The 25,258-nt window shown below is 73.6% G+C and carries 23 protein-coding genes and 1 pseudogene; 6 read left to right on the top strand and 18 right to left on the bottom strand.

Translation table 11 applies throughout. From position 1 onward, the window contains the following. Positions 1–16: 16 nt before the first annotated feature. Positions 17–2,947 (bottom strand): preprotein translocase subunit SecA, encoded by a 2,931-nt coding sequence (gene secA / locus MVA48_RS20275; RefSeq protein ID WP_246982916.1) that lies wholly within the window; start codon positions 2,945–2,947, stop codon positions 17–19. A 61-nt stretch (positions 2,948–3,008) separates the two neighbouring features. Between secA and MVA48_RS20270 the strand changes: the two genes are divergently transcribed. After that, complete coding sequence (locus tag MVA48_RS20270; protein WP_246982915.1) at positions 3,009–3,401, top strand: pyridoxamine 5'-phosphate oxidase family protein; 393 nt, start codon at positions 3,009–3,011, stop codon at positions 3,399–3,401. Between the two features lie 177 nt (positions 3,402–3,578). Here the strand turns inward: MVA48_RS20270 and hpf are convergent, their stop codons facing one another. The 14 genes and pseudogenes from hpf to MVA48_RS20205 form a co-directional block, all read right to left on the bottom strand. Further along, the gene (hpf, locus tag MVA48_RS20265) at positions 3,579–5,096 is read right to left on the bottom strand and encodes a ribosome hibernation-promoting factor, HPF/YfiA family (protein WP_246982914.1); all 1,518 of its coding nucleotides are present in this window, start codon (positions 5,094–5,096) and stop codon (positions 3,579–3,581) included. A gap of 82 nt (positions 5,097–5,178) precedes the next feature. Next, positions 5,179–6,915: an LpqB family beta-propeller domain-containing protein gene (locus tag MVA48_RS20260; protein ID WP_246982913.1), complete on the bottom strand. Its 1,737-nt coding sequence runs from the start codon at positions 6,913–6,915 to the stop codon at positions 5,179–5,181. Continuing rightward, positions 6,912–8,576, bottom strand: coding sequence for an MtrAB system histidine kinase MtrB (mtrB, locus tag MVA48_RS20255; RefSeq protein ID WP_246982912.1), 1,665 nt, complete (start codon positions 8,574–8,576; stop codon positions 6,912–6,914). Before mtrB ends, MVA48_RS20260 begins: the two co-directional genes overlap by 4 nt. A gap of 73 nt (positions 8,577–8,649) precedes the next feature. Further along, a complete protein-coding gene (locus MVA48_RS24560) occupies positions 8,650–8,850 on the bottom strand; it encodes a winged helix-turn-helix domain-containing protein (RefSeq protein ID WP_441300202.1) in 201 nt (66 codons plus the stop codon). 194 nt (positions 8,851–9,044) lie between these two features. Further along, a pseudogene (locus MVA48_RS24555) lies at positions 9,045–9,278 on the bottom strand (response regulator); the annotation flags it as partial. A 214-nt stretch (positions 9,279–9,492) separates the two neighbouring features. After that, complete coding sequence (gene ahcY, locus MVA48_RS20245) at positions 9,493–11,004, bottom strand: adenosylhomocysteinase (protein WP_246982911.1); 1,512 nt, start codon at positions 11,002–11,004, stop codon at positions 9,493–9,495. Between the two features lie 224 nt (positions 11,005–11,228). Continuing rightward, positions 11,229–12,404: a mannose-6-phosphate isomerase, class I gene (gene manA / locus MVA48_RS20240; protein ID WP_246982910.1), complete on the bottom strand. Its 1,176-nt coding sequence runs from the start codon at positions 12,402–12,404 to the stop codon at positions 11,229–11,231. A gap of 72 nt (positions 12,405–12,476) precedes the next feature. Beyond that, positions 12,477–13,994 carry a glycerol-3-phosphate dehydrogenase/oxidase gene (locus MVA48_RS20235; RefSeq protein WP_371821262.1) on the bottom strand — a complete coding sequence of 506 codons (1,518 nt, stop codon included), beginning with the start codon at positions 13,992–13,994 and terminating at the stop codon, positions 12,477–12,479. After that, positions 13,904–14,251, bottom strand: coding sequence for an FAD-dependent oxidoreductase (locus tag MVA48_RS24345; RefSeq protein WP_371821164.1), 348 nt, complete (start codon positions 14,249–14,251; stop codon positions 13,904–13,906). Before MVA48_RS24345 ends, MVA48_RS20235 begins: the two co-directional genes overlap by 91 nt. An 83-nt stretch (positions 14,252–14,334) precedes the next feature. Continuing rightward, a complete protein-coding gene (locus MVA48_RS20225) occupies positions 14,335–15,282 on the bottom strand; it encodes a DUF808 domain-containing protein (RefSeq protein ID WP_246982909.1) in 948 nt (315 codons plus the stop codon). Positions 15,283–15,433: 151 nt separating this feature from the next. Beyond that, complete coding sequence (locus MVA48_RS20220; protein WP_246982905.1) at positions 15,434–16,576, bottom strand: SIS domain-containing protein; 1,143 nt, start codon at positions 16,574–16,576, stop codon at positions 15,434–15,436. Then, positions 16,573–16,782 (bottom strand): Trm112 family protein, encoded by a 210-nt coding sequence (locus tag MVA48_RS20215; RefSeq protein ID WP_246982904.1) that lies wholly within the window; start codon positions 16,780–16,782, stop codon positions 16,573–16,575. Before MVA48_RS20215 ends, MVA48_RS20220 begins: the two co-directional genes overlap by 4 nt. Further along, positions 16,779–18,143 (bottom strand): phosphomannomutase/phosphoglucomutase, encoded by a 1,365-nt coding sequence (locus MVA48_RS20210; RefSeq protein ID WP_246982903.1) that lies wholly within the window; start codon positions 18,141–18,143, stop codon positions 16,779–16,781. The genes MVA48_RS20215 and MVA48_RS20210 overlap by 4 nt, the downstream gene beginning before the upstream one ends. Positions 18,144–18,219: 76 nt before the next feature. After that, the gene (locus MVA48_RS20205) at positions 18,220–18,570 is read right to left on the bottom strand and encodes a DUF3499 domain-containing protein (protein WP_246982902.1); all 351 of its coding nucleotides are present in this window, start codon (positions 18,568–18,570) and stop codon (positions 18,220–18,222) included. Positions 18,571–18,735: 165 nt separating this feature from the next. Here MVA48_RS20205 and MVA48_RS20200 point away from each other — a divergent pair, with 165 nt between their 5' ends. Then, positions 18,736–19,206, top strand: coding sequence for a metallopeptidase family protein (locus MVA48_RS20200; protein ID WP_246982901.1), 471 nt, complete (start codon positions 18,736–18,738; stop codon positions 19,204–19,206). Between the two features lie 32 nt (positions 19,207–19,238). After that, entirely contained in the window at positions 19,239–20,114 is an 876-nt protein-coding gene (locus MVA48_RS20195) for a hypothetical protein (protein WP_246982900.1), read from the top strand. Between the two features lie 8 nt (positions 20,115–20,122). Here MVA48_RS20195 and MVA48_RS20190 read toward each other — a convergent pair whose 3' ends face one another. Then, the gene (locus MVA48_RS20190; protein ID WP_246982897.1) at positions 20,123–20,929 is read right to left on the bottom strand and encodes a hypothetical protein; all 807 of its coding nucleotides are present in this window, start codon (positions 20,927–20,929) and stop codon (positions 20,123–20,125) included. A gap of 90 nt (positions 20,930–21,019) precedes the next feature. Next, a complete protein-coding gene (locus MVA48_RS20185) occupies positions 21,020–21,367 on the bottom strand; it encodes a WhiB family transcriptional regulator (protein ID WP_246982895.1) in 348 nt (115 codons plus the stop codon). A 240-nt stretch (positions 21,368–21,607) separates the two neighbouring features. On the opposite strand from MVA48_RS20185, the gene cofD reads away from it, so the two are divergent. The 3 genes from cofD to MVA48_RS20170 are packed head-to-tail and all read left to right on the top strand — an operon-like array spanning position 21,608 to position 24,245. Beyond that, positions 21,608–22,558, top strand: a complete 951-nt coding sequence (gene cofD / locus MVA48_RS20180; RefSeq protein WP_246982893.1) for a 2-phospho-L-lactate transferase — start codon at positions 21,608–21,610, stop codon at positions 22,556–22,558. Beyond that, positions 22,551–23,609, top strand: a complete 1,059-nt coding sequence (locus tag MVA48_RS20175; protein ID WP_246982891.1) for a coenzyme F420-0:L-glutamate ligase — start codon at positions 22,551–22,553, stop codon at positions 23,607–23,609. Before cofD ends, MVA48_RS20175 begins: the two co-directional genes overlap by 8 nt. A gap of 27 nt (positions 23,610–23,636) precedes the next feature. Further along, complete coding sequence (locus tag MVA48_RS20170) at positions 23,637–24,245, top strand: dTDP-4-dehydrorhamnose 3,5-epimerase family protein (protein ID WP_246982889.1); 609 nt, start codon at positions 23,637–23,639, stop codon at positions 24,243–24,245. A gap of 68 nt (positions 24,246–24,313) precedes the next feature. Here MVA48_RS20170 and MVA48_RS20165 read toward each other — a convergent pair whose 3' ends face one another. Continuing rightward, a complete protein-coding gene (locus MVA48_RS20165; protein ID WP_246982886.1) occupies positions 24,314–25,132 on the bottom strand; it encodes a DNA-3-methyladenine glycosylase family protein in 819 nt (272 codons plus the stop codon). Between the last annotated feature and the right edge of the window lie 126 nt (positions 25,133–25,258).

Below are 25,258 nucleotides of genomic sequence, written 5' to 3'. Positions count from 1 at the left end.
GGACCACGGCCCCCCGTCAGCGCCCGGCCGCGCCGTGGCAGAACTTGTACTTCTTGCCCGAGCCACAGGGGCACGGCGCGTTGCGGGACGGCTCCTTGGAACCGGTCACGGTCGCGGTCTTGGCCGCCTTGGCCGCGCCGCTCTCCTTGGCCGAGCCGTCCAGCGTGGGCGCCGAGTACTGCAGCTGCTCGGGGCTGCGCCGTGGTTCGTCGAGGCCCTTCACGGTCAGCTCCGGACCGGTGCCCGACGACGTGACCACCGGGGCCGCGGCCGCCGCAGCCGGCGCCTTGCGGGCCGTCGCCGTCGCCTTGCCGTTCCCGGCGGCGGCCGCCTTCGCGTCGGTCTCGGCCTTCTGCCGGGCGAGCACGCGGGCGGTGCCCTCCTGCGCGGCCTTGAGCGCGGCCGCCTCGGCCTCGTCCTGCTTGGCCTTGGCCTCGGCCGCCTGCTCCTCCTTGGTCTTGACCTCGAGGTTGAACAGGAAGCCGACCGACTCCTCCTTGATGCCGTCGAGCATGGCCATGAACATGTCGTAGCCCTCGCGCTGGTACTCCACGACCGGGTCGCGGTTGGCCATGGCGCGCAGGTGGATCCCGGCCCGCAGGTAGTCCATCTCGTAGAGGTGCTCACGCCACTTGCGGTCGAGCACCGACAGCAGCACCCGCCGCTCCAGCTCCCGCATGACCTCCGAGCCGAGCCTGCCCTCGCGCTCCTCGTAGGCGCGGTGCACGTCGTCGAGCAGCTCCGACTTCAGCACCTCCGGCGAGAGCGCCGACTGGTCACCGTCGGCGACCTTCTCCAGCAGCTCCTCGATCGTGATGCCGACGGGGTAGAGCGCCTTGAGGCCCGTCCACAGCAGCTCCAGGTCCCAGTCCTCGGCGTAACCGGTCTCGGTCGCGCCGTCGACGTAGGCGGAGATCACGTCGTCCACCATCGACGCGACCTGTTCGTGGAGGTCGGCCCCCTCGAGCACCTTGCGCCGCTCGTCGTAGATGACGGTGCGCTGCCGGTTGAGCACCTCGTCGTACTTGAGGACGTCCTTGCGGACCTCGTAGTTCTGCTGCTCGACCTGGGTCTGCGCCGAGAGGATGGCCCGGCTGACCATCTTCGACTCGATCGGCTGGTCGTCGGGCACCCGGAGGGTGTTCATCATCGACTCGAGCATCGGCCCGTTGAAGCGGCGCATCAGGTCGTCGCCGAGGGAGAGGTAGAACCGCGACTCCCCCGGGTCGCCCTGCCGGCCCGACCGGCCGCGGAGCTGGTTGTCGATCCGGCGGCTCTCGTGCCGCTCGGTGCCGAGCACGTACAGGCCGCCGGCCTCGACGACCTGTTCGTGCTCGGCCTTGACCTGCGCCTGCGCCTCGGCGAGGGCGTCGTCCCAGGCCGCCTCGTACTCCTCCGGTGTCTCGGCAGGCGAGAGGCCGCGAGCCCGCAGGTTCTCGTCGGCGATGAACTCCGGGTTGCCGCCGAGGACGATGTCGGTGCCCCGCCCGGCCATGTTCGTCGCGACGGTGACCGACCCCAGGCGCCCGGCCTGCGCGATGATCGCTGCCTCGCGGGCGTGGTTCTTCGCGTTCAGCACCTCGTGCGGGATCCCCCGCCGCAGCAGGTACTTCGACAGGATCTCGGACTTCTCGACGCTGGCGGTACCGGCGAGCACCGGCTGGCCGGCGTCGTGCCGCTCGGCGATGTCCTCGACGACCGACTCGAACTTCGCCTTCTCGGTCTTGTAGATGACGTCGGACTGGTCCTGCCGGACCATCGGCCGGTTCGTCGGGATGGGGACGACGCCCAGCTTGTAGGTCTGGTGCAGCTCGGCGGCCTCGGTCTGGGCCGTGCCGGTCATCCCGGACAGCTTCGCGTAGAGCCGGAAGTAGTTCTGGAGGGTGATCGTGGCGAGGGTCTGGTTCTCGTCCTTGATCTTCACCTTCTCCTTGGCCTCGATGGCCTGGTGCATGCCCTCGTTGTAGCGGCGCCCGGCCAGCACGCGGCCGGTGAACTCGTCGACGATGAGCACCTCGCCGTTGCTGACGATGTACTGCTGGTCCTTGTGGAACAGCTCCTTGGCCTTGAGCGCGTTGTTCAGGTAGCCGATCAGCGGGGAGTTGACCGCCTCGTAGAGGTTGTCGATGCCGAGTTGGTCCTCGACGAACTCGACACCGGCCTCGGTCACGGCGACCGTCCGCTTGCCCTCCTCGACCTCGTAGTGGACGTCGCGCTTCATCAGCGGCATGAGGCGCGCGAACTCGGCGTACCACTTGGCGCTGGTCTCGGCGGGCCCGCTGATGATCAGCGGCGTCCGGGCCTCGTCGATGAGGATGGAGTCGACCTCGTCGACGATCGCGAAGTGGTGCCCGCGCTGCACCAGGTCGGCCTTGCTCCAGGCCATGTTGTCGCGCAGGTAGTCGAACCCGAACTCGTTGTTCGTGCCATGGGTGATGTCGCAGGCGTACTGCTCGCGGCGGACGTCGGGCCGCTGGCCGGACACGATCGTGCCCACGGTCAGGCCGAGGAACCGGTGCACGCGGCCCATCCACTCGGCGTCCCGGGAGGCGAGGTAGTCGTTGGTGGTGACGACGTGCACACCGTCGCCGGTCAGGGCGTTGAGGTAGGCCGGGAGGACGCCGGTCAGCGTCTTGCCCTCACCGGTCTTCATCTCGGCGATGTTGCCCAGGTGCAGTGCGGCGCCGCCCATGAGCTGCACGCGGTAGTGCCGCTGGCCCAGCGTGCGGGTGGCCGCCTCGCGGACCACGGCGAAGGCCTCGGGCAGCAGCTCGTCGAGGGACTCCCCACCCGCGTACCGCTCCTTGAACTCGTCGGTCCTGGCCCGGAGCTCCGCGTCGGTCAGCGCAGCGGTCTCGTCGGCGAGGGACTCGACGGCGTCGGCGATGCGGGAGAGACGGCGGAGCAGCTTGCCCTCGCCGGCACGGAGAAGTCTGGAGAACACCACGCCCCCAGCGTAGGCGGCATGTGCTCCGGGATCAGCCAGCGCGGCTCACTAGCCTTCCCCGGTGCCCCACGATCCCCACGCCCTCGCTCCTGGCGTCCTCGAGCTGCTCACCGAACGGCACCTGGCGACGCTGACCACGCTCCGGGCCGACGGCAGCCCGCACGTGGTCCCCGTCGGCGTCACCTACGACGCCGCGACGGCGACCGCCCGCGTCATCACCTCGGGCACGTCGGCGAAGGTCGGCCACGTCCGCGCCGGCCGGCAGCGGGTCGCCGTCTGCCAGGTCGACGGGCGGCGCTGGGTCACCCTCGAGGGGACGGCGGTGGTGCGCGACGACCCGGACTCGGTGGCGGACGCCGTCCAGCGCTACGCCCGCCGGTACCGGCAGCCGCGGGAGAACCCGGCCCGGGTGGTCATCGAGATATCGGTCGACCGGATCCTGGGCAACGCCTGAGAAACACCCCCTGCCCCGCCACTCGCACGCTCATGGCGGGACCCTGCGCAGGGCCGCACCGGGCGGAGGGCCCCTGGATGCCCGGGCCCCTGCACAGGGGGCCCGGACCGGCGCACGGCGCGGTGCGGGAGGGCGCTGCTGCCGAAGGACGGACGGCGCGCGCCCTCCCGCCCGGGCTCAGCGGGTGGTGGCGGCCTGAGGCTCGGCCGGGCGTGCCTGGGCGCCGGCGGCGCCGTTCTGCGGCACCTCGACCAGGCGGATGAGCCCGTAGTCGTAGGCGTGCCGGCGGTAGACCACCGTCGGCCGGCCGGTGTCGGCGCACTGGAAGAGATAGAAGTCGTGGCCGACCAGCTCCATCTCGTGGAGCGCCTGGTCGACCGTCATGGGGGTGGCCGGATGGTGCTTCTCGCGCACGATCCGGCCGGGCAGGTGCTCGTCGAGATCGGTGACGTGCGGGCCTTCGGCGAGCTGCCGGTCGAGTGCGAGGGCGTCGGCCGCCCCGGTGTCGACGGCGGTGTTACCGGTGAGCCGCACGCTGGCGGGGGTCCGCCGGCCGTGGTGCACCCGGCGCCGGTCGGCGGCGCGGCGCAGCCGGTTGTCGAGCTTCTGGCAGGCCAGGTCGAGGGCCGCGTAGAAGTCCCCGCCGGCCGCCTCGGCCCGGATCACGGGGCCCTTGCCGCGCAGCGTGATCTCCACGCGCTGGCAGTGGGCCGACTGTCGGGGGTTCTTCTCGTGGAACAGTTCCACGTCCATCCGGAGCATCTTCAGCTTGCCGTCGAACCGTTCGAGCTGACCGACCTTGTCCTCCACGTGCTGTCGGTAGTGCTCCGGCACCTCGACGTTGCGACCACGGACCACGATCTCCATGTGACCTCCCGGTAGACCGGTTGTAGTCGCTTCGACGCTAGTCCCTCCGCCGGGGTCCCGACAGTCGATCGAGGTGCGGGGGAGGACGATCTCGGACCGCTTCGGGACAACCCGCAGGTCGCGTCCTGAAGTCGCGTCGGCGGGCGCCCGTGGCGTCGCGGCGACCACGGCGGCGAGGACAGGCGGGTCGCCCGGGCGTGTCGCCGCCGCGAGCGCGGCGGCCGCCTCGGTGAGCGTCGCGCCGCTGCTCACGACGTCGTCCAGCAGCACGAGCAGCGCCCCCTCCGACGGCGGACCGGCCAGGTGGAAGGTGCCGGCCAGGTTGGCCCGGCGCTGGACGGCCGACAGCCCGGCCGAGTCACGCACCCGCCCGCGGCGGCCGAGCAGCCGGCCGGTCGTGACCGCCAGCCCCTCGGCGCGCAGCTCGCGCTCGGCCACGCGGGCCAGCTCCCGCACGTGGTCCCGGCCGCGGGTCCGCAGGGCTGCCCGCGAACTCGGCACGGGCACCAGGACGACGGGCCGGCGCCCGGGGACGGCGCGGGTCACCGCGGCCACGCTCAGCGCGAGCGCGGTGCCCAGCGGACCGGCGAGCTCGGCCCGGCCGTGCTCCTTGAACGCCAGGACGGCGGAACGCACCGGGCCGGCGTAGGCGCCCGCCGCCACGGTCGGGGGGAAACCCTCGGGGAAGCGGCGCGGCGCGGCGAGATGCGGCCGGGCGAGCAGTCCGGCGCATCGGCGGCAGAGCACCGCGCCCGGGCGCGCGCACCCGGCACAGGTCCGGGGCAGCACGAGGTCGGCCAGCTCCCCGAGGAAGGAGGACGTGGCCATCGCGCCACTATGGCCCCGTCCCGAGGCTCGCGCCGAGCTCGCGAGGCGGGAGGTGGACGGAGTCCTTCTCCTGTGGACGCGCTCAGAGCGGGTAGAACGGCGCCGTTCCGGGCAGTGGCTCCCGGCCGCGGACCAACGTCACCCAGGTGCCGCCGGCCAGCTGCCAGATCGTCGAGCCGGCGTTCACCAGCGGCTGCCGGGTCGGCGCCGCCCCGATGGACGTCGGCTGGCTCGGCAGCCCCGCCGTGGGCACGTCGGTCAGGCCCCAGCCGTCGACACCGAGCTCGTAGGGGACGATCCGGTCGTCGCCGGCGTCTCCGGCCAGCACCAGCAGCGTCCCGCCGTCCCGCCAGGCCACGTCGACGACCCGCGAGAGGTCGGGAGCGATCTGCCGCAGGTCGGGCAGCGCCACACCGCCGTTCTCGGACCGGACCACGGTGCCGACGTACAGCGTCGGGCCGCCGGGGCCCTGGACGACCAGCGCGGCACGGACGCCGTCCGGCGAGAGCTCCAGGGCCTCCGCCGGGCCGAGGCGGGGCAGCGTCGGAGCACTGACCCCCTGTGGGTCACCGCCGAACTGGACGCGGACGATCGACGTGCCGTCGCGCACCACCCAGGCCTCCATGCGCGTGGCGGCGACGGTCGGGGCGGACAACGAGCCGCCGGCGAGGACGGGGGCGAGCTCCCCGGCGTAGCGCCCGGCGAACAGCGTGGCGCCCGAGGGGGTGGCCCGGACGCCGGCGAGGAAGGCGAGTTCGCCGCTCCGGGGATCGCTCGCCACCGCCGCGCTGGACAGGGCGTACGCGCCCGATCCGGCCGGTCCCGGGGCGGGCTCGCCCCGGGTGACGGTGTGCAGGGCACCGCCGCTGATGTAGTGGCCGACCGCGTCGACGGGGACGGACTCGGGGTCGACGTTCGGCCAGTCCTCGACCGTCTGACGGTCCGGGACGCCCTCGATGTCGACGGGCTCGCCGTCGATGCGGATCTCCACCGAGTTGATCCGCGGCGAGTCCAGTTGGTCCAGCGTCCACACCAGCTGCGCGGCGACCTGCGACAGCCGCGTCGACGGGTCCGGGCTGATCCCGGTCAGGTCGACCACCGCGGAATTCCCCTCGACGGTCACCGCCCGCTCCAGCTGGACACCGGTGAGCGGATTGCGCACCCCCGCGGCCAGCGCGGGCGACGGCCCGTCCAGCAGCCGCTGCACCAGCGCGGTCGGCTGCGCCTCGCCCACGACGAGGTGCCGCGGGTCGGGTACCAGCCGCTGGTCGGTGGGGTCGAGGAAGAACGCGGACAACCGGTCGTAGAGCCGGACGAAGTCCGGCTCGAGGATGATCAGCCCATCGGGCGGATCGCTGATCCGCCACTCCTCCTCCACCTGCTCCAGCGCGAAGTCTCGGGTGAACACACCGGGGCCGGCGACGGTGAACACGCCGCGCGGGTCGACGGTGCCGACCCGGTTCCCGGTGACCCGGACCGAACCGGCCGCAGTGGTGACGGTCGCGTACCCCGGGCTGATGACGGTGATCCCGGACTCGTCGTTCCAGGTCCCCTGCGCCTCCGGCGTCAGGTGCTCCGCGGCCACGCGGTGGCCCTGGCGCGTGCTCGCCGCCGCGTCGATGAACGACCGCACCACCTCCTCGGGCGTCGCCCCTGGCTCGGGCGGCAGCGGCTCGATGCCGACCTCGTCGGCAGCCCGGGTGGGCATCTGGGTGATCTGCATCGTCGGCGACGTGCTCGGCACGGTGGAGCAGGCGGACAGTGCGAGCACGAGGACGAGGACGTGGACGACGACCGCCCATCCTCGTCGGACGGTCACGCCACACCCCCGGGACGGCGGATCACGGCGGGGCGCAGGGGCAGCGGAGAGCTGGTGAGGTCGCCGCCGGCGGTGAGCGGAAGGGTCAGCCGGAACTGCGCGCCCGCGCCGGGCTGGCCCCACACCTGCAGCCAGCCGCCGTGCAGCCGCGCGTCCTCGAGGCTGATCGACAGACCCAGGCCGCTGCCCCCCACCGTGCGGACCCGGGACGGGTCGGCCCGCCAGAAGCGGTCGAAGACGTGCTGGGCATCGGCCGAGGACAGGCCCACTCCGAGGTCGCGCACCGTGACGGCCGCCGCCGTCCGGTTCGCGGCCAGGGTGATCTCGACCGGGTGCCCGGCACCGTGCTCGATGGCGTTGCCGACGAGGTTGCGCAGGATCCGCTCCACCCGACGGGCGTCGACCTCGGCGATGATCTCCTCGTCGGGGCGGTTGACCGCGAGCTCGGTCCCGTGGCGCTCCGCCAGCCCGTACATGCCCGCCACCACCCGGGCGACGAGCGCGCCGAGGTCGGTCGGCTCGGAGTCGAGGACGGCGGCACCGGCGTCGTACCGGCTGATCTCCAGCAGGTCGGTCAGCAGCGACTCGAAGCGGTCCAGCTCCGCCCGCAGCAGCTCCGCCGAGCGGGCCACGTGCGGCGGGAAGTCGCCCCGGGCCTCGTGCAGCACGTCGGCGGCCATCTGGACCGTGGTCAGCGGCGTGCGCAGCTCGTGCGAGACGTCGGAGGTGAACCGCTGCTGCAACTGGGACAGCCCCTCCAGTTGGGTGATCTGCCGCTGCAGGCTGTCGGCCATCGCGTTGAAGCTGGTCGCCAGGCGGGCGAGGTCGTCCTCCCCGCGCACCGTCATGCGCTGTTCCAGCTGCCCCTCGGCCAGCTGTTGCGCCGTGCCGGCGGCGCGGCGCACCGGGTCCACGACCAGCCGCGTCACCAGCACGCCGATGCCGACCACGAAGAGCGTGAGCGCGATGCCGCTGATGATGACGGTGCTGCGGATGCCCGCCAGGCTCTCCTGCTCCTGGTCGAGTGGGAACGCGTAGTAGAGCTCGATCTGCTGGGTGCCGGCGGTGTCGCTGGGCACGGCAGCCCCGACCAGCAGGGTCGGCTGCAGCTGCCGCCGGTCGTTCGGGACCGGCCAGTACTTCATCGCCTGCCCGCCCGCGGCGATGTCGGCCCGCAGGTCGGGCGGCAGCGTGTCGAAGATGAGGCTGGGGTTGGGTGCGGTGCGCTCCCGGTCACCGGTGCGGTGCACCATGACGAGGTCGAAGTCGCCAGCGGCGCCCGCGCGGCGCTTCAGCTCCCGCACCGTGCGCTCGAGGGTGGTGCGCACGCTGGCGGCGTCGCCGGCGGCGATGCCGGTCACCTGGGTCGTGGCGTAGGAGACACCCGCCTGCGTCTGCGCGACCGCCGCCTTCTCCTTGACCGTGAGCAGCTGGTCCTTGATCTGGCTGAAGAGGACCAGGCTCACGATGATCACCACGGTGCCGGCGACGAGCATGGTGATGGCGCCGATGCGCACCTGCAGCGAGGAGCGCCAGGCCTGGAGCGCCTGTCCGCCGGTGCGCTGGAGGACGGACCGGACCTTCCGCCGCGCCCGGACGGCTCGACGCCGCAGACCACGCCGCACGCGGGCCAGCTCGCCGACGCGCCGGGGACGTGGCACGGGCGCGGGTGGGCCGGGCGCCCCCACCGTGGTCTCGGGGGGCGACGTGCGAGTCACGACGGGCGGCTCGCGCTCACGGCGGGCCGGCCTTGTAGCCCACGCCGCGCACGGTCAGCACGACCTCGGGCTTCTCCGGGTCGCGCTCGATCTTGGCGCGCAGGCGCTGCACGTGGACGTTGACCAGGCGGGTGTCGGCGGCGTGCCGGTAGCCCCACACCTGCTCGAGGAGGAGCTCCCGGGTGAAGACCTGGCGCGGCTTGCGGGCCAGCGCCACCAGCAGGTCGAACTCCAGGGGGTGAGTGCGATCGGCGCGCCGTCCCGGGTGACCTGGTGTGCCGGCACGTCGATCTGGACGTCGCCGATGCTCAGGTTCTCGGCCTGCCCCGTCTCGCCCCGGCGGAGCTGGGCTCGCACGCGCGCGACGAGCTCGACGGGCTTGAACGGCTTGGTCACGTAGTCGTCGGCGCCGGCCTCCAGGCCCTGGACGACGTCGATGGTGTCGCCCTTGGCCGTGAGCATCACGATGGGCACGGTCGACTGCGTGCGGATGTCCTGGCAGATCTGCAGGCCGTTGCGGCCCGGCAGCATCAGGTCGAGCAGCACCAGGTCGGGCCGGGTCTGCTGGAAGACGCCGACCGCACGGTTGCCGTCGGAGACGAACGCGGGTTCGTAGCCCTCGCGCCGCAGCACGATGCCGAGCATCTCGGCGAGGGCGGCGTCGTCGTCGACGACGAGGACACGGCCGCGGCTGGGACCGTTCGAAGGCGCGGTGGGTGGCACGACGACCATTCTGCGCTGTTCAGCGCGAAAGCGGCCCACCCCGTCGGGGTGAGCCGCTACGCGAGTGTCTGGAACGGCCACCCTCCAGGGGCCCGCGCCGAGCGGAGCGAGGCGTGGGGAGGAGGGTGGTCCTTTCTCAGTAGCGGTAGTGGTCGCTCTTGTAGGGGCCCTCGACGGGCACGCCGATGTAGTCGGCCTGCACCTTGGTGAGCGTCGTGAGCTTCACGCCGAGGGCGTCGAGGTGCAGCCGGGCCACGTGCTCGTCGAGCTTCTTCGGGAGCACGGTGACCGTGGGCTCCTTGCCCTCGTACGCCGAGCGGTTGGTCCACAGCTCGATCTGGGCCAGGACCTGGTTGGAGAACGAGGCGCTCATGACGAAGCTGGGGTGCCCGGTGGCGTTGCCCAGGTTCAGCAGCCGACCCTCGGAGAGCACGATGATCGTGTGGCCGTCCTCGAACCGCCACTCGTCGACCTGCGGCTTGATGTTCGTCTTCACGACGCCCGGGGTCTTCGCCAGGCCGGCCATGTCGATCTCGTTGTCGAAGTGGCCGATGTTGCCGATGATCGCCTGGTGCTTGGTCGAGGCCAGCTGCTCGGCGGTGATGATGTCCTTGTTGCCGGTCGTGGTGATGATGATGTCGGCCTTGCCGATCACCTCGTCCAGCGTGGTCACCTCGTAGCCGTGCATGGCGGCCTGCAGCGCGTTGATCGGGTCGATCTCGGTCACGATGACCCGGGCGCCCTGGCCGCGCAGCGACTCGGCGCAGCCCTTGCCGACGTCGCCGTAGCCGCAGACGACGGCGACCTTGCCGCCGATCATGACGTCGGTGGCGCGGTTGATGCCGTCGATCAGCGAGTGGCGGCAGCCGTAGAGGTTGTCGAACTTGCTCTTGGTGACCGAGTCGTTGACGTTGATCGCCGGGAAGAGCAGGCGGCCGTCACGGGCGAGCTCGTAGAGCCGCATGACGCCGGTCGTGGTCTCCTCGGTGACGCCCTTGATGCCCTGGCCGATGCGGGTCCAGTAGCCCTTGTCCTCGGCCCCGCCGTCCTGACCGATGGTGCCGCGCAGGACGTCGAGGATGACGCCGTACTCCTCGGAGTCGGCCTCGGTCGTGTCGGGGACGACACCGTCGGCCTCGAAGCGGGTGCCCAGGTGCACGAGGAGCGTGGCGTCACCGCCGTCGTCCAGCAGCATGTTCGGGCCGACGACCTCGCCGTTCTCGTCCCGGAACTCGAACAGGCGCTGGGTGCACCACCAGTACTCCTCCAGCGTCTCGCCCTTCCAGGCGAAGACCGGGACCCCGGCCGGCTGCTCGGGTGTGCCGTCGCCGACGACGACCGCGGCGGCGGCGTGGTCCTGCGTGGAGAAGATGTTGCAGCTGACCCAGCGCACGTCGGCGCCCAACGCGGTCAGGGTCTCGATGAGGACGGCGGTCTGCACCGTCATGTGCAGCGAGCCGGCGATGCGCGCGCCGGCGAGAGGCTGGGCGTCGCCGTACTCGGCTCGCAGCGCCATGAGGCCGGGCATCTCGTGCTCGGCGAGCTGCATCTCCTTGCGGCCGAAGCCGGCGAGGGAGAGGTCGGCGACCTTGAAGTCAGCTTCGCCGGTGGGCGTGGTCAGGGGACGGGTGCCAGTGCTGGCGGTCATGTCGCTCCAGAGGGCGGTTCAGCCGTGTCGGCCGGCGGCTGCGCAGCGCGCGGCGGGGCCGAGGATCGGCGGTCTGCGGATTCGAGCGAGCATGCCGAGGCTTCGGCGGGGCTCGTGCCGGATCCATGATACGTCGTGACCTCACCGTTATGAAGCCACCACGCCAGGCCCCCTTCAGGGCACCGCCCCGAGCCTGCGAGGGGTGGGGAGAAGGGGGTCCTTTCTCAGTTGAGGTTGGTGGTGGCCCGGTAGAGGACGGCGGGGCCGCTGGCGGTGACCGGAGTACCGGCGGGGACGAACGCCGAGCAGCCCTGCTCCAGGGTGAGCTCACCGTCGGCGGAGCTGAGGACCGCGGTGCCCTCGGTGCAGAGCAGCACCTGCGGTCCGCGGGTGGTCAGCGTCCCGGACTGGCCGTCGAGCTGCACGCGCGTGAGGTCGAAGTCCTCGACCGGCACCGGGTAGCGCAGACCACCGGGGCCCAGCACCGGGTGGATGACCGGAACCCGGCCGTCGGAGAAGTCGAGCACCTCGATGAGGGCGGCCAGATCGACGTGCTTGCCGGTGAGCCCCCCGCGCAGCACGTTGTCCGAGCTGGCCATCACCTCGACCCCGGCCCCGCTGAGGTAGGCGTGCAGGTTGCCCGCGGGCAGGAAGACCGCCTCGCCGGGCGCGAGCTTGAGGTGGTTGCACATCAGGGAGATGACCACGCCCGGGTCCCCGGGGTAGGTCTCGGCCAGCGAGGCCGCCCACCGGTAGGTGTTGATGAACTCGGGGTCGTGCGCCGCCACGAACGTGGCCGCCTTGGCGGCCACCGCCTTGACGAGCTCCTCGCGGCGCTCGGCCGACAGGGCCAGCAGCTGCGGGATCGCGGCCCGCAGCCCGCCGCGGGCCAGGGCCGCGATCGTCGGCTTCAGCTCGGGGACCTGGAGCTTGGCCAGGCAGTGCAGCGACTCCTCCACGGGCCGGAACCCGCAGAGGGCCTCGAAGGTGGTCAGTGCGAGCAGGAGCTCGGGCTTGTGGAACGGGTCCTTGAAGGTCCGCGTCGGGTCGTTGCGCGGCACCCCCGCCGCCTCCTCGGCGGCGAATCCGGCCTGCGCCTGCTCGGGCGTCGGATGGGCCTGCAGCGACAGCGGCTGCTCCGCGGCCAGCACCTTCATCAGGAAGGGCAGCCGGTCCCCGAACCGGTCGCGGACCTCCGGACCGATCAGCGCCTCCGGCGCCTCCTCGATGGCCTTGTTCAGCGCCATCCCGGTGGAGAGCACGCTGGACGCGTCGGGGTGCGCCCCCATCCACAGTTCCGCGTAGGGCTTGTCGGCGGGAGCGGGCTCACCGAGGAGCTCCGGGATCACGGTGTGCGAGCCCCACGGGTAATGACGCACGGTGTTCTGCAGCAGCCACATCGGCGTCAGCGTAATGGCCGGGACCCGCCAGGAGCGCCGCCGCGCATCAGCGGTCCCTCTGCTGCTCCCCCGTCACACCGCGGCCCGCACATCGGGGGCACCGAGCCGCGCGGCGTCGGCCGTGTGGTCGTCGGGCATCCGCTGCGACTCCCGTTCTGCCTCGACCCGGGCGTCGTAGTGCTCGACCTCCCGCCGCCGGCGCTCGTCATCCCACCCCAGGACGGCGGCCATGAGGTCGGCCACCTCGGGCGCGGACTCCACGCCCCGGTGGGCGGTCTCGATCGAGATCCGCGTCCGCCGGGTCAGGACGTCGTCCAGGTGCAGGGCGCCTTCCGCGGTGACCGCGTGCACGACCTCGGCCGCCAGGTGGTGCGGCGCCCCCGTCAGCGGCCGGGCCAGCGACGGATCCGAACGGATGAGCCCGAGGACGTCGGCGATCTGGTCGCCGTGCCGGCGCAGCAGGCGCTGGACGGTGTCCACGGCGAGCCCGGAGGACCCGGCGAGCTCGGCGGCGCGGTCGCGGACCTCCTCCCAGCGCTGAGCGCCCACCAGCGGGAGCAGCTTCGTCCGGGACGACGCGACACCGGGCAGGCCGACGACGGCGGCGTCGACGGCGTCCTCGGCCATGACCCGGTAGGTCGTGTACTTCCCGCCGGCGACGAGCACCAGACCCGGGACGGGGGTGACCACCGCGTGCTCGCGCGAGAGGCGGCTGGTCTCGTCGGACTCGCCGGCCAGGAGCGGCCGCAGCCCGGCGTAGACACCCAGGCAGTCGTCGACCGAGACCGGCCGGGTCAGCACCGCGTTGAGCTGGCCCAGCAGGTAGTCGATGTCGGCGCTGCTGGCCGCGGGGTGGTCGCGGTCCAGCTTCCAGGGGGTGTCGGTGGTGCCGACGATCCACCGCTCGCCCCACGGGATGACGAACAGCACGCTCGTCGGCGTCCGCAGGATGAGTCCCGCCTGGGGGCCGCCGGCCGCGTCGAGGTCGGCGCCGTCGATGGCCGAACGCGGCAGCACGAGGTGCACGCCCTTCGACGCGCGCACCCGCAGGCTGGGCGCGGCGACGCCGAGCATCTCCCCGATGTCGTCGCTCCAGACGCCGGTCGCGGCGATGACGCTGCGCGCGCGGACGGTGAACGCCGTCCCGTCGGTCAGGTCGGCGACGTGCGCACCGACGACCGGCGCCATGTCGTCCCCGCCCGCCCCGTCGCCGTCCCGCAGCAGCCCGACCACCCGCGCGCTGGAGAGCACGCGGGCCCCGTAGCCGGCGGCAGTGCGCACCACCGCGAGGGTGTGCCGGGCGTCGTCCACCTGCGCGTCCCAGTACCGGATGGCACCGCGGACGAGGTCGCTGCGCAGCCCCGGGAAGGCCTCGAGCGTCGCCCTGCGGGACAGGTGCCGGTGCCGGGGGATGTCCCGGCCGCGGGTGAACGCCGCGCCGAGCACGTCGTAGAGGGCGACACCGGCACCGAAGTAGGCCCGCTGCCACACCTTCCTGGTCAGTGGCAGCAGGAACGGCAGTGGCGTGACCAGGTGCGGCGCGATGGTCCGCACCAGCCGGGCGCGCTCGGAGAGCGCCTCGTGGACCAGGGGAAGGCGAACTGCTCCAGGTAGCGCAGGCCGCCGTGGATCAGCTTGCTCGAGCGGCTCGACGTACCCGAGGCCCAGTCGCGCGCCTCCACCAGTGCGACGGTCAGCCCGCGGCTCGCCGCGTCCAGCGCCGCACCGGCGCCGGTGACCCCGCCGCCGATGACGAGGACGTCGACGACCTCGCTCTCCAGTCGCGCGCGGTCGGCCCGCCGGCGCTCCGGCGACAGGTAGGTGCGGTCGGTCTCCCGCGAGTGCATGTCCCCACTGTCCCCCAACTCGCCCGGCCCCGTCCCGAGGCTCGCGCCGAGCCTGCGCGGCGTGAGGAGGACGGGGTCCTTGATCAGTGGGACGCCGCCGACCCTGCCTTCCGGCGGTGGACGGTGAGGTTCATGACCACCACGACCAGCGCGCCGACCACGAGACCGAGCACGGCGCTGCCGGCCGTGTTGACCAGCCAGCCCACCACTCCGCCGAGGGCACCGGTGGCCTCGTGCGCGGCCTCCTCGAGGTGGTGCACGACGTCGTAGACGGCATGCAGGCCCAGCTCGTGGCTGCCCACCAGCAGGATGTGGCCACCGACCCACAGCATCGCGACGGTGCCGATCACCGTGAGCGCCGACAGCAGCCGGGGCATGGCCCTGACCAGCCCCCGGCCGAACCGGGCCACGCGCTTGCCGTCCCGCTGCGACAGCGCCAGCCCCACGTCGTCCATTTTCACGATCAGCCCGACGACGCCGTACACGAGGACGGTGATCCCGATCGCGACGACCGCGAGGATCGCCGCCCGCGACACGAATCCCTCGCGTGCCACCTCGTTGAGCGAGATGACCATGATCTCGGCGGACAGGATGAAGTCGGTCCGCACGGCCCCGGACACGATCGACTTCTCGTCCGGCAGCGCCTCCTCCACCGAGGCATGGCTCTCCTGATGCCCGCTGATCCGGTGCCAGATCTTCTCCGCGCCCTCGTAGCAGAGGTAGGCGCCCCCGAGCATCAGGATCGGCGTGAGCAGCCACGGCAGGAACTGACTGAGCAGCAGGATGGCCGGCAGGATGATCAGCAGCTTGTTGCGGAGCGAGCCCAGCGCGATGCGCCGGATGATCGGCAGCTCGCGCTCCGCGGCGAGCCCCTGCACGTACTGCGGCGTGACGGCGGTGTCGTCGACGACGACACCGGCGGCCTTCACGCTGGCCCGCCCCGCCGCCGCACCGATGTCGTCGATGGAGGCGGCGGCGGCGCGCGCGAGCACGGCCACGTCGTCGAGGAGGGCTACGAGTCCGCCGGCCACAAGGGGTCCTCTCGATCGGTCAGCACCCGCGTGCTGTCTTCGGCGTCGCTGGTCGGTCAGGTGCTGCGGTGCCCGACGCTCGGCGGCGGCAGTACCCGCTCACGGCGTCTCCAACGCCCCGTCGTGTCGGGGTGCGTCGGGGCGGGGTGGGTCATGGCGAGATGGCGCGCTCGTTGTCCAGGGCCAGCGCGAGGTAGACCGCGGTGAAGTCGGCGACCGCCAGCTGGCGGGCCAGGCGGGGCAGCCGGGCGTACCGCAGCGGGTCGCCGTGCTCGGCCAGCCCGCTCACGGGGACGTTGTGGGCCGCCGCGGTGCGCAGCACCTCGTCGACGGCCGCCCCCGCGGAGCGCGGCTCCCGCTCCTCCGCGCCGTCGTTCGCGCCGGCCTCGGGATCACGGATGGTCAGCAGCCGGAGGCGGCGACCCTCGTCGTCGGCCCGGTCGCGGAAGAAGTCGTCGGCGTCCCGGGGGGCGAGCGGGCCGCCCAGCACGGAGCACGCGGCGACCCGCTGGTCGGGCAGCCGGAAGCCGGCCACGGGCAGCCCGGCGAGGGTGGCGAGCTGGTCCTCGATCCGGGTGGCCGCCGTCCCGGCCAGTGGCCCCTCCGCCGCGATCACCGGCAGCGCGTCGAGCAGTTCCAGCCCCAGGGTCTTCGCCGGGTTGACGAACGACTCCTGCGCCGGGCCGCACTCGCCGGCGATCTCGTCCAGCGCCCCGGCGACGGCCTCCGGGTCCGCCGTGCCCCGGGGCAGCAGGCCGAGGTCGGTGGCCAGCAGGAGCATGGGGGTCAGCAGCGACCAGAGGGTCGTGTGCCGGACCCTGGTCCGGGGCAGCGCGACGTAGGGGGCTCGGGCGGTCGAGCAGGCCGCCCGCAGCGGGGCGTCGTCGGCGCCGATGCCCAGGAGGGTCACGCCGCGGCGGGCCGCCTCGTAGGCGGGGGCCACGGCGTACTGCCCCGCGCCCGTGCGCGTGGCGACGACGGCGATGTCGCTGGGCCCGGTCCACACCGGGAGGCTCGGACCGGGGACGACGTCCACGGTGACCGGGCTCGACGGCCCGAGCAGCGCCCGCAGCACGGACGCCGCCACCGCCCCCTCACGGCGGGCCACGATGACCAGGCCGCGCGGCCGGCCGCCGTCGGTGACGCGTCCGAGCCCGGCCTCCTCGGTCAGCCGTGCCGTCTCCCGCACCTGGGCGCCGGCGCCCGCGACGGCGGGCAGCAGCCCGCGGGGGTCTCGCGCACGCAGCAGGTCGAGGTCGTCGAGGACCTCCTCGGCGAACTCGGGCCCGGTCATGCCGACCTGTGCCGCGCCTCGTCCAGCAGCAGTACGGGGATGCCGTCGCGGACCGGGAAGGCGCGGTCGCAGGTGGTGCAGAGCAGCTCGCCCGCGGCCTCGTCGACGGTCAACGGGCTGTGGTGCGTGTCGGGACACGCCAGGATGGCCAGCAGCTGGGGATCCAGGCCCAACGGCCCGCTCGCGTGCGTCGTGCCCTCGGTCATGCGCGCACCATTCCCAGGACCTGGTCCCGTAGCTCGATCATCCGCGCCTCGTCGGGCGCCTCGACGTTGAGCCGCAGCAGCGGCTCGGTGTTGCTGGCCCGCAGGTTGAACCACGAGCCGTCGGGCAGGTCGACGGTCAGCCCGTCGAGCTCGTCCACCGTGACGCCGTCCTGCTCCGCGAACGCGTCGCGGACCGTGGCCGAGCTCGCCTTCGCGTCCGCCACGGTGGAGTTGATCTCACCCGAGGCGGCGTAGCGGCTGTATGCCGCGGTCAGCTCGGAGAGGGGGCGGCCCTGCTCGCCCAGTGCCGCGAGCACGTGCATCGCGGCCAGCATGCCGGTGTCGGCCCGCCAGAAGTCCCGGAAGTAGTAGTGCGCGGAGTGCTCGCCGCCGAAGACGGCGTCGGTACGCGCCATCTCGGCCTTGATGAACGAGTGGCCGACCCGCGTGCGGACCGGCTCCCCGCCGTGCTCGCGCACGATCTCGGGCACCGCCCGGGAGGTGATCAGGTTGTGGATGATCACGTTGCCGCGCCCCTTGGCGAGCTCGCGGACGGCGACCAGGGCGGTGACCGCCGACGGACTCACCGGGGCGCCGGTCTCGTCGACGACGAACACGCGGTCGGCGTCGCCGTCGAAGGCCAGACCGATGTCGGCGCCGTGGCGGGTGACGGCCGCCTGCAGATCGACCAGGTTGGCCGGGTCGAGCGGATTGGCCTCGTGGTTGGGGAACGTGCCGTCGAGCTCGAAGTACAGCGGCACGATCTCCAGCGGGAGGCCCGCCAGCACGACCGGCACGGTGTGCCCGCCCATGCCGTTGCCCGCGTCGACGACGACCTTGAGCGGGCGGATGGTCGACAGGTCGACCAGCGAGCGGAGGTGGGCGGCGTACTCGGCGAGGACGTCGCGGGAGGTGACCTCGCCGACCCGGTCCGGCGCCCGGTCGTAGGAGTTGCGCTCGGCGGCCTCGCGGATCGCGGCCAGACCGGAGTCCTGCCCGATCGGCGCGGCCCCGGCCCGGCACATCTTGATGCCGTTGTACTGCGCCGGGTTGTGGCTCGCGGTGAACATGGCGCCCGGCAGCTGCAGCGAGCCGGCCGCGAAGTACAGCAGGTCGGTCGAGCCGAGGCCGGCCTCCACGACGTCGACGCCGCGGCTGATCACGCCCTCGGCGAACGCCCGCGACAGCGGGATGGACGAGTCGCGCATGTCGTGCGCGGTGACCACCGAGGTGGCCCCGCTGTCGGCGCGGACGAACTCGGCGAAGGCCGCGCCGATCGCGCGGCTGGTGTCCTCGTCCCACTCGTCGGGGACGACGCCACGGACGTCGTAGGCCTTGATTATCGAGGAGAGGTCGCGCACGGGACGGACCTTATCGGCCCCGCTGCAGGGGCCCGCCGCGAGCGTGCGAGCGGCGGGGGGCAGCGGGGTCCTTTCGCTAACCGAGGTCGGGCAGCACCCGCAGGTGGCCGCGGCGGGTGCCGCTGCCGTCGTCCGCGGGGTCGCGCGGCGGCTCGGGGCGGGCCGCCTCGCGGACGGCGTCGGCGAGGGCGAGCAGGTCGTCCCCGGTCGGCCCGGAGTCGTCGAGGTCGATCTCGTGCCGCACGACCTCCCAGCCACGGGGCACGGTCAGCCGCCCGGCGTGGAACTCGCAGAGGTCGTAGCTGTGCGGCTCCGAGAAGGTCGCCAGGGGACCCACGACAGCGGTCGACTCCGCGTAGACGTAGGTCAGGGTCGCCGCTGCCGGTTGCGCGCAGCCGCTGCGCGAGCAGCGACGTGACTGCCTCACCACCGGTTCCTCACGCTGGGCACAGTAATGCCGCTGGGCGGTCGATGGGAGCAGGCGCACCGGAAATCTCCGGTCCGCCGGACGCCGAGCCCCATCCTGCACGATGACCCCGCGGGCCTCGACACCGGCCGGGTGCCCCTGCTCGGCCGTAGGCTCTCCCCCGTCATGACGCGTCCGCCCCGCCGCCCGCACAGCCGTCCCCGCCGCGACCGGCACGGCCGGGGCCTGCGCGGACGGCTCGTGCCGGCCGAGGTCCCGCTGGCCCGCAGCAGGGCCGAGCAGTTCGACGACATGGTCCTCGACGCCGTCGAGGACATCGAGCGGCGCTGGGAGCGGGAGCTCGCCGGCGTGGAGTTCGCCGTCGAGGACGTCCCGTGGGTCGACCACACGAACCCCGACGAGGTCGTCCTCGACGCCGACGTGCTGGACGACGGCAGCGTGCCGCTGGCCCGGGTGCTGCCGGCGCAGCGGGTGAACGGCCGGGACGTCCCTCCCCGCATCGTCGTGTACCGGCGGCCCCTGGAGATCCGCGCGCACGACCGCGAGGACCTCGCCGATCTGGTGCGCGACGTCGTCGTGGACCAGATCGCGGCCCTGCTCGGCCGCGACCCCGAGGAGATCGACCCGACCGGCTAAGGGCGCCCCGCTCCCCTGCGATGCTGGTCGGGATGCATCTGGCCGGGAGTGAGCAGGCGGCGTCGTCGACGCTGCCCTGGCTCGTGCTGGGCGCCGTCCTCGGGCTCGCCCTCCTCGCGCTGGTGGCCCTGCTCACGGCGCTCGTCGTCCGCCGGCGCGCCGACCGGCCGCCACCGCCGCCGGAACGGCACGACGACCTGCCCGCCTTCCTGGAGCACCCGCCCGGCTCGCCGGGCGCCCGGACCTCGGCGGGCTCGGGCTGGCCGGCGCTCGCCGCGCTGCCGGCCGTCGGACCGGCGACCGGGGCCCGCCCGCGACCGGCGACCCGGACGCCGGCCCTGCTGGCGGCCGCCTGCGCGGTCGTCCTCATCGGGGTCGGGACGGCGGCGGCCCTGGCCACGGTGGACCGGGACCGGCCCGACGTGGCTGACCGGGCCCCGGAGCGGCACGGCGTCGAGGCGCGGCTGGCGTTCGAGGGCGTCGTCCTCGAGCGCCGGGCCGTGGGGGTCACGGTGACCTATCCGCGGCTCACCCTGACGTCGGACCGCGGGCGCACCACGGCACGACTCGAGCTGCCCACCCACAATTGCCTGTCCGACCGGGCGCCGGGCGATCCCGTGGCCGCGGGGTGCGTGCGGTCCCAGACCCTGTCCGCGGAGCTGACCGAGCCGGAGCTGCGGGTGGACCGCGACGGAGAGGCCGTGCGGGTGTCCGGGCGCTTCCCGATCCACCTCCGCCCGAACGGGACGCCGCCGGAGCCCACCGGGGCGGCCTACGAGGTGGTGGTCACGGTCGAGCCGCGGCCCGGCGAGGACGACGCGGGCTGGGTTCCGGCCGACGGGACCGTCGAACTCGGCGACGACCGCGCGCCGGCGACGGGCGGCAGCGAGCTGCGGCTGGGCGGCTGACCCGGCGGTCAGGGCCAGCGGCGGGCCGGCGCGGTCATCGCGACCAGTGGGGCGCCCATCTCGCTGCCGAGGCCACCGCCTGCGCTCCACCCCCACCACGGCCAGCGGTCGGCACCGTCGACCAGCGTGAGCAGGCCGGCGCGCAGCAGGCCGCGCTCGGCGACGACGGCCACCTCGAGCTGCCCGATCGCGGCGTGCAGGCGGGCCGACGCGCGGAGCAGCTCGGCCTCCCGCCGCACCGGCACGCGCTCGAGGAGCTGCGGCAGCCACCGGTCGACGTCCCCCGGGTCGCGGCTCCGGGCCACCGTGCCCACGGTGTCGAGCTCGTCCAGGACCCGGGTGCTGCGGCCGTTGGCGATCAGCCCGTCGGGCAGCCGGACCGACAGCGCCCGGGCGGTCGGGTCGCCGAGCGGCAGCCCCACGAGACGCAGGGAGCGGGTCCCGCCCAGGAGCCGGCAGATCCCGTCGGCGAGCAGCTCGGCCGCTGCCCGGTCCCGGGCGAGCAGCCGGAACGGCGGTCGGCCCGGCGGCGTCGGACCGACGCCCTGCCCGAGCAGCCGCACCTCCCCCGTCGGTCTCCGCCGGGGAGCGGTGAGGAAGGCTGCGGCGTCGGGCCGTCCGGGCCCCTCGACCACGACCGCGACGGGCCGGGTACCGATCGAACGGCGGGCCGCCGTTCCGTTGAGGACGGCGGTGAGCCACGGCGCCCGGGCGGTCACCGGCGCCCGGAGGTCGGCCATCAGCGGGGCGGCCGCCCGGAGCGCTCGGGCGACATCCGCCCGGCCGACGGCGAACCGGACGGTACGGGCGGACACGCCCCGAATAGCACCACAGCCGCCGACGGAGACCGTCGGCGGCTGTGGGAGTGACCCGCGGAGGGGTCAGCGGGTCAGCTGACGTGTGCTTCAGACGGCGCGGCGGCGCAGCCGGCGGCGCTCCCGCTCCGACAGCCCACCCCAGATGCCGAAGCGCTCGTCGTTGGCCAGGGCGTACTCCAGGCACTGCGCCTTGACCTCGCACCCGGTGCAGATCTTCTTCGCCTCGCGGGTCGAGCCGCCCTTCTCGGGGAAGAACGCCTCGGGGTCGGTCTCGGCGCACAGCGCCTGCTCCTGCCACGACTGGGCGTCGGCCTCGGCGCCGATGCCGAGCAGGCCGGCGATGCCGTGGCTCGCCTGCCCCAGCGGAGAGGCGGCGAAGCGGTCGTTCCGGTCGTTCCCGTTGACGTAGTCGCTGAGCCACGAGACCTCGGCCATGACGTTGCGTCCCCTCTCGATCTTGTCCCGGTGCGCGGTCCCCGGGACGTTCCCGGACCGCCCTGCACGCGATGACATCGCCGGAATTACACGCGTGTCGTTGCCTGCCCGTCAACTTCGCCCGGTGTAAGCGACACGCCACACCAGCCACAGGCGTCACACTCGTTCGTCAGTTCTCGCTGCGACCCCCGACACGCCCGCAGAACAGTCGACAAGTGACCATCGGGCACGATGTCTTTCGTGGAGATCGTCGTGCTGGCCGGTGGGACCGGAGGGGCTCGTTTCCTCCGCGGAGTCCGGGCCGCGGCCCCGGAGGCGGGCATCACCGCCGTCGTCAACACCGGCGACGACGTGACGATGCACGGCCTGCGCATCTGTCCGGACCTCGACACGGTCATGTACACCCTCGGCGGCGGCATCGACGAGGAGCGTGGCTGGGGCCGGACCGGCGAGAGCTGGACGGTCAAGGAGGAGCTGGCCGGCTACGGGGCCGACCCCGACTGGTTCGGCCTCGGTGACCGCGACCTCGCCACGCACCTGGTGCGCACGCGGATGCTCGACGCGGGCTATCCGCTGTCGGCGGTGACCGCGGCGCTCGCCGACCGATGGCAGCCCGGCGTCACGCTGCTGCCGATGAGCGACCAGCGGGTGGAGACCCACGTCGTCGTCACCGACCCAGACAGCGGCGGTCGGCGCGCGATCCACTTCCAGGAGTGGTGGGTGCGGTACGGGGCCGGGCTGGAACCCGCCGGCTTCGTGCAGATCGGCGTGGACACCGCCCGCCCGGGGCCCGGGGTCGTCGAGGCGTTCACGGCGGCCGACGCGGTGCTGCTGGCGCCGTCGAACCCCGTGGTGTCGATCGGCACCATCCTGGGGGTCGCCGGGGTGCGTGAGGCGCTGACCGCGTCCCCGGCCCGCGTGGCCGGCGTCTCCCCGATCGTCGGGGGCTCGGTCGTGCGCGGCATGGCGGACCGCTGCCTGCCCGTCCTGGGCATCGAGGTGAGCGCCGAAGGGGTGGGCCGGCACTACGGGGCGCGCAGCGACGGCGGGCTGCTGGACGCCTGGCTCGTGGCACCCGGCGACGGTGCGACGGTGCCGGGGGTCGACGTCCGCGAGGTGCCGCTGATGATGTCGTCGCCCGAGGCCACGACGGCCCTGGCCCGCGCCGCCCTGGACGCCGCCGGTGTCTGAGCAGGCGACGACGGGCCTGTCGATCCACCCGGTGCCGGGACTCCCCGAGTTCGCGCCCGGCGACGACGTGGCCGGCGCGATCGCGGGGGCCGCGCCCTGGCTGGCCGACGGTGACGTCGTCGTCGTCACGTCGAAGATCGTGTCCAAGGCGGAGGGCCGCCTGGTGCCCGTGCCGCCCGGCGCCGACCGGGAGCAGCTGCGCCTGCAGGCCGTCGAGGACGAGGCGGTCCGGGTCGTCGCCCGTCGCGGGCCGCTGGCCATCGTGCAGACGCAGCAGGGCTGGGTGGTCGCGGCCGCCGGCATCGACGCCTCCAACGTCGGGCAGGACGCGCTGGTCCTCCTGCCCGAGGACGGCGACGCCTCGGCCCGCCGGCTGCGCGACCGGCTCGGCGAACTCCTGGGCGTCGACGTCGCCGTCGTGGTGAGCGACACCTTCGGTCGTACCTGGCGCGAGGGGCTCACCGACGTCGCCGTGGGGTCGGCCGGGATCCGGGCGCTCACCGACTTCCGCGGCACCGTCGACGCCCACGGCAACCGGCTGGAGACGACCCGGGTCGCCGTGGTCGACGAGATCGCCTCGGCCGCCGACCTGGTGAAAGGAAAGCTCGCCGGGGTCCCCGTGGCCGTGGTGCGCGGCCTGCGGGTGCAGCAGCCGGATCCCGACGACGGCACCCGCCCGCTGGTGCGGCTGCCGCAGGACGACCTCTTCCCCTACGGCGCGCGCGACCTGGTCGGGTCGCGCGTACCGGCGGACGAGCTCGTGCCCCGTCCCGGGGAGCTGGCCGCCGTCGCCGACGCGTTCCGGGTCGCGAGCGGCGCCCTCCCGGAGTTCCCGGTCGTGTTCCGCTACGGGGGTGAGGGCGACGGCGTGGTGGACGTCCACCTCACCGACGCGCTCAGCACCACCACCGCGCTCAACCTGGGGGCGCTGCTCGGCGCGGCGGTGGTGCAGCTGCACGCCGACGGCTGGACCACCCGGTGGGAGCCGGTGGGCACGCCCGGCGGCTCCTCACTCGTCGGGAGGTTGTGGCTGGGGACCACGCCGACCTGACCCACCCCACGTGGTTACCGTCGAGGCGTGCAGCTCCGCGAACTGGCCGTGCCGGACAGCTATGTCCTCGATCTGGTGCCGCACGGGGACTCCCGCGGGCGCTTCACCGAGTGGTACAAGGCCGACGTCCTCGCCGAGGCGACGGGTTTCGGCCTGACCGTCGCGCAGGCCAACCACAGCGTCTCCGCCCGCGGCGTCCTGCGGGGCGTGCACTTCGCGCTCGTCCCACCCGGTCAGGCCAAGTACGTCTACTGCCCCGCGGGCCGGGTCCTGGACGTCGTCGTCGACATCCGGGTCGGTTCCCCGACCTTCGGCGTCCACGACTCGGTGCTGCTGGACAGCGATCAGCCGCGTGCGGTCTACCTCGCCGAGGGGCTGGGCCACGCCTTCGTGTCGCTGGCCGACCACAGCTCGGTCACCTATCTGGTGTCCACCGGGTACTCCCCCGGCCGCGAGTTCGGGATCGACCCGATGGACCCGGAGCTCGACCTCCCCTGGCCCTCCGGCCTCGAGTTCGAGTTCTCGGCGAAGGACCGGGCAGCCCCCTCGCTGGCGGAGGCACAGGAACAGGGCCTGCTGCCGACGATGGAGCAGTGCGCCGCCCGCTACGCAGAGCTGCGCGCCGCGGCCAGCTGACCGTTGTGCGCGCATCCACCTCATCCGCTGCCGATGACGTGGATCTGCGCACAGTCGCGGCGGCGGGGCTAGATGCGGCGGTAGTTCGTCGGGGCGAAGCGCGGTCCGCGACGGGGACGGCGGGAGCCACCGGCCAGCAGCAGCCGCACCACGCGCTGCCGCTGACCCCGCCACGGCTCGAGCAGCTCGAGCATCCCGGCGTCGTCGGTGTTCCTCCGCCCGGCCAGCGCCCAGCCCACGATGTTCTTGAGGTGGTAGTCCCCGACGCTGACGGAGTCGGGGCAGCCGAGCGCGCGCTGCGCCACCTCGGCCGCCGTCCACACACCGATGCCGGGCACAGCGCACAGCCGCCGCTGCAGGGCCGCGGAGTCGCCGGCGGCCTCGGGCTCGAGCCGCGAGGCGACCGACGCCACCGCCCGGACCGCCCGCCGGCGCGCCCCGTCCAGCCCGCACGCGTGCCACTGCCAGTCGGTCACGTCCAGCACCCGCTGCGGTGACGGCGGCACCCTCATGCCCTCGGGTGCAGGGCCGGGAGCCGGTTCGCCGGCCAGCCGCAGCAGCTCCCGCCACACCCGGTTGGCCTCGACCGTGGTCACCTTCTGCTCCAGGACAGCCGGGACCACGGCGTCCCACGTGCGCCCGGTCCGCCCGAGCCGCAGCCAGCGCGTCCGGCGGTGCAGGTCGGCCACGACCGCGTGGTCGCCGGGGTCGAACTCGTCGGGGCGGTCGGCGGCCCCCAGCCACTCGGGCACGGCGCGCCCGGCCCGCTCGGCGCCCGGACCCCAGGCGGAGACGCGGACCGTTCCGCCCGAGGAGGCGATCCGCACCGTCGCCGGCCCGTCCGTCGTGGTGGTGGTCCGCCACAGCCCGTCCTCGGCGATCCGCATCGTCGGGTCGCCGGTGCCCCGGCGGTGCGGCGACAGCGCCCGCAGGATCTCCAGCGGCCAGTCCGGCGCCCAGGTGGACTCGAAGGCGGCTGTGGTCCTCGTGCTGGGCAGCGTGCTGGTCAGGAT

The organism is Blastococcus sp. PRF04-17 (assembly GCF_023016265.1).
GTDB lineage: Bacteria > Actinomycetota > Actinomycetes > Mycobacteriales > Geodermatophilaceae > Blastococcus_B.
This window is presented reverse-complemented; position numbering and strand designations above follow the sequence as displayed.

Bases quoted from the DNA above. Each gene is read 5' to 3' on its own strand.
- hpf (WP_246982914.1), bottom strand. From the start codon at position 5,096: ATGGCCACGTCCTCCTTCCTCGGGGAGCTGGCCGACCTCGTGCTGCCC.
- ahcY (WP_246982911.1), bottom strand. From the start codon at position 11,004: ATGACCGCCAGCACTGGCACCCGTCCCCTGACCACGCCCACCGGCGAA.
- manA (WP_246982910.1), bottom strand. From the start codon at position 12,404: ATGTGGCTGCTGCAGAACACCGTGCGTCATTACCCGTGGGGCTCGCAC.
- MVA48_RS24345 (WP_371821164.1), bottom strand. From the start codon at position 14,251: ATGCACTCGCGGGAGACCGACCGCACCTACCTGTCGCCGGAGCGCCGG.
- MVA48_RS20220 (WP_246982905.1), bottom strand. From the start codon at position 16,576: ATGACCGGGCCCGAGTTCGCCGAGGAGGTCCTCGACGACCTCGACCTG.
- MVA48_RS20215 (WP_246982904.1), bottom strand. From the start codon at position 16,782: ATGACCGAGGGCACGACGCACGCGAGCGGGCCGTTGGGCCTGGATCCC.
- MVA48_RS20200 (WP_246982901.1), top strand. From the start codon at position 18,736: ATGACGCGTCCGCCCCGCCGCCCGCACAGCCGTCCCCGCCGCGACCGG.
- MVA48_RS20195 (WP_246982900.1), top strand. From the start codon at position 19,239: ATGCATCTGGCCGGGAGTGAGCAGGCGGCGTCGTCGACGCTGCCCTGG.
- MVA48_RS20185 (WP_246982895.1), bottom strand. From the start codon at position 21,367: ATGGCCGAGGTCTCGTGGCTCAGCGACTACGTCAACGGGAACGACCGG.
- MVA48_RS20165 (WP_246982886.1), bottom strand. From the start codon at position 25,132: ATGCGGATCGCCGAGGACGGGCTGTGGCGGACCACCACCACGACGGAC.